Genomic DNA, 5,462 nt, shown 5'->3' on the forward strand with positions numbered 1-5,462 from the left:
GGGGTTAGATATGAGTCTGTTGTTGTTATTATTGACTTCAAGGTTACTTGTCGTCGACCAACATAAACCTAACTGAATCAAGGTTTAAGGTGATATCGAAATATTCTTTCTTTATTCTAAAGCTTTCGCTTTACAAGATAGATTAATTAGAGCTTTCATACAAACCACTTGGGTGTTGTATGGTCAAGCCAAACGAGCAATTAGTACAGGTTAGCTACATGCATCGCTGCACTTCCACACCCTGCCTATCAACGTCGTAGTCTTCAACGGCTCTTTAGGGAAATCTAATCTTGAGGTGGGCTTCCCGCTTAGATGCTTTCAGCGGTTATCCCATCCGAACGTAGCTACCGGGCAATGCCACTGGCGTGACAACCCGAACACCAGAGGTTCGTCCACTCTGGTCCTCTCGTACTAGGAGCAGATCCTCTCAAATTTCCAACGCCCACGGTAGATAGGGACCGAACTGTCTCACGACGTTCTAAACCCAGCTCGCGTACCTCTTTAAATGGCGAACAGCCATACCCTTAGGACCTGCTTCAGCCCTAGGATGAGATGAGCCGACATCGAGGTGCCAAACACCGCCGTCGATATGAACTCTTGGGCGGTATCAGCCTGTTATCCCCAGAGTACCTTTTATCCGTTGAGCGATGGCCCTTCCATACAGAACCACCGGATCACTAAGACCTACTTTCGTACCTGCTCGACTTGTGGGTCTCGCAGTTAAGCGCGCTTTTGCCTTTATACTCTACGACCGATTTCCGACCGGTCTGAGCGCACCTTCGTACTCCTCCGTTACTCTTTAGGAGGAGACCGCCCCAGTCAAACTACCCACCATACATTGTCCTCGGTATTGTTATACCTGAGTTAGAACCCCAACATGACCAGGGTGGTATTTCAAGATTGGCTCCACCGAGACTAGCGTCTCGGCTTCAAAGCCTCCCACCTATCCTGCACAAGTCAGGTCAAAGTTCAATGTAAAGCTGTAGTAAAGGTTCACGGGGTCTTTCCGTCTAGCCGCGGGTACACAGCATCTTCACTGCGATTTCGATTTCACTGAGTCTCTGCTGGAGACAGCGCTGCCATCATTATGTCATTCGTGCAGGTCGGAACTTACCCGACAAGGAATTTCGCTACCTTAGGACCGTTATAGTTACGGCCGCCGTTTACTGGGGCTTCGATCAAGAGCTTCGCTTACGCTAACCCCATCAATTAACCTTCCAGCACCGGGCAGACATCACACCCTATACGTCCACTTTCGTGTTTGCAGAGTGCTGTGTTTTTAATAAACAGTTGCAGCAGCCTGGTATCTGCGACTGCCAACAGCTCAAGGAGCAAGTCCTATCACCATCAGCAGCGTACCTTCTCCCGAAGTTACGGTACCATTTTGCCTAGTTCCTTCAGCAGAGTTCTCTCAAGCGCCTTGGTATTCTCTACCTGATCACCTGTGTCGGTTTAGGGTACGATTCGTTTATAACTATTGCTTAGAAGCTTTTCCTGGAAGCATGGTATTTGCCACTTCACTGTACAAGTACAGCTTGCTATCAGATCTCAGCCATGTAACAACCCGGATTTACCTAAGTTGTAAGCCTACATCCTTTCACCTGGACAACCAACGCCAGGCTGACATAACCTTCTCCGTCCCTCCATCGCATTATAAACAAGTATCGGAATATTAACCGATTTCCCATCGACTACGCCTTTCGGCCTCGCCTTAGGGGTCGACTCACCCAGCCCCGATTAACGTTGGACTGGAACCCTTGATCTTCCGGCGTGCGAGCTTTTCACTCGCATTATCGTTACTCACGTCAGCATTCGCTCTTGTGATACCTCCAGCATGCCTTACGACACACCTTCACAGGCTTACACAACGCTCCCCTACCACTTGAAAACAAATTCAAATCCGCAGCTTCGGCTCCTAGTTTGAGCCCCGTTACATCTTCCGCGCGGGCCGACTCGACTAGTGAGCTATTACGCTTTCTTTAAAGGATGGCTGCTTCTAAGCCAACCTCCTAGCTGTCTATGCCTTCCCACCTCGTTTCCCACTTAACTAGGAATTTGGGGCCTTAGCTGGCGGTCTGGGTTGTTTCCCTCTCCACAATGGACGTTAGCACCCACTGTGTGTCTCCCGGATATCACTCATCGGTATTCGGAGTTTGCATCGGTTTGGTAAGTCGGTATGACCCCCTAGCCGAAACAGTGCTCTACCCCCAATGGTGTTCGTCCGAGGCGCTACCTAAATAGCTTTCGGGGAGAACCAGCTATCACCGAGTTTGATTAGCCTTTCACCCCTATCCACAAGTCATCCCCTGGCTTTTCAACGACAGTGGGTTCGGTCCTCCGGTGTCTGTTACGACACTTTCAACCTGCTCATGGATAGATCACTCGGTTTCGGGTCTATGCCCTGCAACTAAACGCCCTATTAAGACTCGGTTTCCCTACGGCTCCCCTAAACGGTTAACCTTGCTACAGAACATAAGTCGCTGACCCATTATACAAAAGGTACGCGGTCACCCTAATAAATTAAGGCTCCCACTGCTTGTACGCACACGGTTTCAGGTTCTATTTCACTCCCCTCACAGGGGTTCTTTTCGCCTTTCCCTCACGGTACTGGTTCACTATCGGTCAGTCAGGAGTATTTAGCCTTGGAGGATGGTCCCCCCATCTTCAAACAGGATTTCTCGTGCCCCGCTCTACTTAATATGTTAACTCTAATGTTTCGAATACAGGACTATCACCTACTACGGTCAGCTTTCCCACGCTGTTCTTCTACATTAGAATTAATCGGCTTCTCCCCGTTCGCTCGCCGCTACTAGGGGAATCTCATTTGATGTCTATTCCTAAGGGTACTGAGATGTTTCACTTCCCCTCGTTCGCTTCTTGTACAAGTACAAGATACCTAGCTTATGCTAGGTGGGTTTCCCCATTCAGAAATCTCCGGATCACAGGATATTGCCGCCTCCCCGAAGCTTATCGCAGGCTGTCACGTCTTTCATCGCCTCTGACTGCCAAGGCATCCACCATGTGCGCTTCATTACTTGACCATACAACCCCAAGTAGTCTTGACTTATAAATAAGCTTTGACTTCAAAGTGTCATAAGATCTAATTATGATAACGATATCACCTATGTTTATACGCTTGATTCAGTTCTCTTTACTTTTTTTAGCAATCAACCCCTGGGATAACAACTGATGTCGTTAAGAGGTCGATTACTAAGGTTAGGAAGTGCGCGTGAACACGCCCATCCTAACCCAGACTCATATCTATGTTTTTAAATAGTCTCTATGCTCTCGTCGAGTCACAGATTCTGTATAAAACAGAAAGAAGTAATCTTGCCAATAAAGGCGAATCACTTGTTTCTATTTATACTATTAGCACTTAAAGCTTACTTGATTCGTTTATAGTGGTGGAGCCAAACGGAGTCGAACCGTTGACCTCCTGCGTGCAAGGCAGGCGCTCTACCAACTGAGCTATGGCCCCATTATAAAATGGTGGGTCTAAGTGGACTTGAACCACTGACCCCCGCGTTATCAACACGGTGCTCTAACCAGCTGAGCTACAGACCCAATTACGCTTAGATAAACGTAAGCTTAAACTAAAGAACAACTTGTTGTGAATTCTTGCTGACCGAATGCCATCTATAAGGAGGTGATCCAGCCGCAGGTTCCCCTACGGCTACCTTGTTACGACTTCACCCCAGTCATCAACCACACCGTGGTGAACGCCTTCCCGAAGGTTAAGCTATCCACTTCTGGTGCAATCAACTCCCATGGTGTGACGGGCGGTGTGTACAAGGCCCGGGAACGTATTCACCGCGGCATTCTGATCCGCGATTACTAGCGATTCCTACTTCATGGAGTCGAGTTGCAGACTCCAATCTGGACTACGATAGGCTTTTTGAGATTCGCATCACATCGCTGTGTAGCTGCCCTCTGTACCTACCATTGTAGCACGTGTGTAGCCCTGGTCGTAAGGGCCATGATGACTTGACGTCGTCCCCGCCTTCCTCCAGTTTGTCACTGGCAGTATCCTTAGAGTTCCCGGCTTAACCCGCTGGTAACTAAGGACAAGGGTTGCGCTCGTTGCGGGACTTAACCCAACATCTCACGACACGAGCTGACGACAGCCATGCAGCACCTGTATTCTAATTCCCGAAGGCACTCCCGCATCTCTGCAGGATTCTAGATATGTCAAGACCAGGTAAGGTTCTTCGCGTTGCATCGAATTAAACCACATGCTCCACCGCTTGTGCGGGCCCCCGTCAATTCATTTGAGTTTTAACCTTGCGGCCGTACTCCCCAGGCGGTCTACTTATTGCGTTAGCTGCGTCACTAAGTCCTCAAGGGACCCAACGACTAGTAGACATCGTTTACGGCGTGGACTACCAGGGTATCTAATCCTGTTTGCTACCCACGCTTTCGAGCCTCAGTGTCAGTATGATGCCAGGAGGCTGCCTTCGCCATCGGTATTCCTTCAGATCTCTACGCATTTCACCGCTACACCTGAAATTCTACCTCCCTCTCACCTACTCTAGCCTAACAGTTTCAGATGCAGTTCCCAGGTTAAGCCCGGGGATTTCACATCTGACTTATCAAGCCACCTACGCTCGCTTTACGCCCAGTAATTCCGATTAACGCTTGCACCCTCTGTATTACCGCGGCTGCTGGCACAGAGTTAGCCGGTGCTTATTCTGCAGCTAATGTCATCGTCCGTGGGTATTAACCACGGAGTCTTCTTCACTGCTTAAAGTGCTTTACAACCAAAAGGCCTTCTTCACACACGCGGCATGGCTGGATCAGGGTTTCCCCCATTGTCCAATATTCCCCACTGCTGCCTCCCGTAGGAGTCCGGGCCGTGTCTCAGTCCCGGTGTGGCTGATCATCCTCTCAGACCAGCTACAGATCGTCGCCATGGTAGGCCTTTACCCCACCATCTAGCTAATCCGACTTAGGCTCATCTAATAGCGAGAGCAGTAAACTGCCCCCTTTCTCCCGTAGGTCGTATGCGGTATTAATACGAGTTTCCCCGTGCTATCCCCCACTACTAGGTAGATTCCTAAGTATTACTCACCCGTCCGCCGCTCGACGCCTGATAGCAAGCTATCATCGTTTCCGCTCGACTTGCATGTGTTAAGCCTGCCGCCAGCGTTCAATCTGAGCCATGATCAAACTCTTCAGTTTAATCTTGCTATGAAGCTCTTTAAAGAAGCTTCTAAACTTGGCTCATTTAATCTGGCAAAATCGCTAAAAATTATGTTCGTAATGAATTAACTTTGAGTTTTTCTGCTGTCTTAAATGATAATTTTTATAGTTAATAATCTTTCCGAAAAGAAAAGATAGTCAACTTTATTTTTTAGCATTCTGAATCAGCAAAAATCCACACAAGTTGTTCTTTAGTTATGCTTTTAAATAGTGCTCAATCACTGTCGTCCAGTAACTGATATATAGGGTATTGCTTTCACTGT

2 tRNA genes and 2 rRNA genes are annotated in these 5,462 nt (G+C 48.4%); all 4 read right to left on the minus strand.

Annotated elements, in window-relative coordinates:
* Positions 1-179 precede the first annotated feature (179 nt).
* The 4 genes from JMX93_RS14145 to JMX93_RS14160 all read right to left on the minus strand — a co-directional run bounded on the left by JMX93_RS14145 (position 180) and on the right by JMX93_RS14160 (position 5,178).
* Positions 180-3,041 (minus strand): 23S ribosomal RNA (locus JMX93_RS14145).
* Between the two features lie 361 nt (positions 3,042-3,402).
* Positions 3,403-3,478 (minus strand) — tRNA-Ala (locus tag JMX93_RS14150).
* A 9-nt stretch (positions 3,479-3,487) separates the two neighbouring features.
* Positions 3,488-3,564: transfer RNA gene (locus JMX93_RS14155), tRNA-Ile, on the minus strand.
* 75 nt (positions 3,565-3,639) lie between these two features.
* Positions 3,640-5,178, minus strand: a 16S ribosomal RNA gene (locus tag JMX93_RS14160).
* The 16S and 23S rRNA genes sit together here with 2 tRNA genes alongside, the layout of an rRNA operon.
* Positions 5,179-5,462: the final 284 nt, after the last annotated feature.

It is taken from the genome of Psychrobacter muriicola 2pS, from assembly GCF_904846535.1.
Lineage (GTDB): Bacteria > Pseudomonadota > Gammaproteobacteria > Pseudomonadales > Moraxellaceae > Psychrobacter > Psychrobacter aquimaris.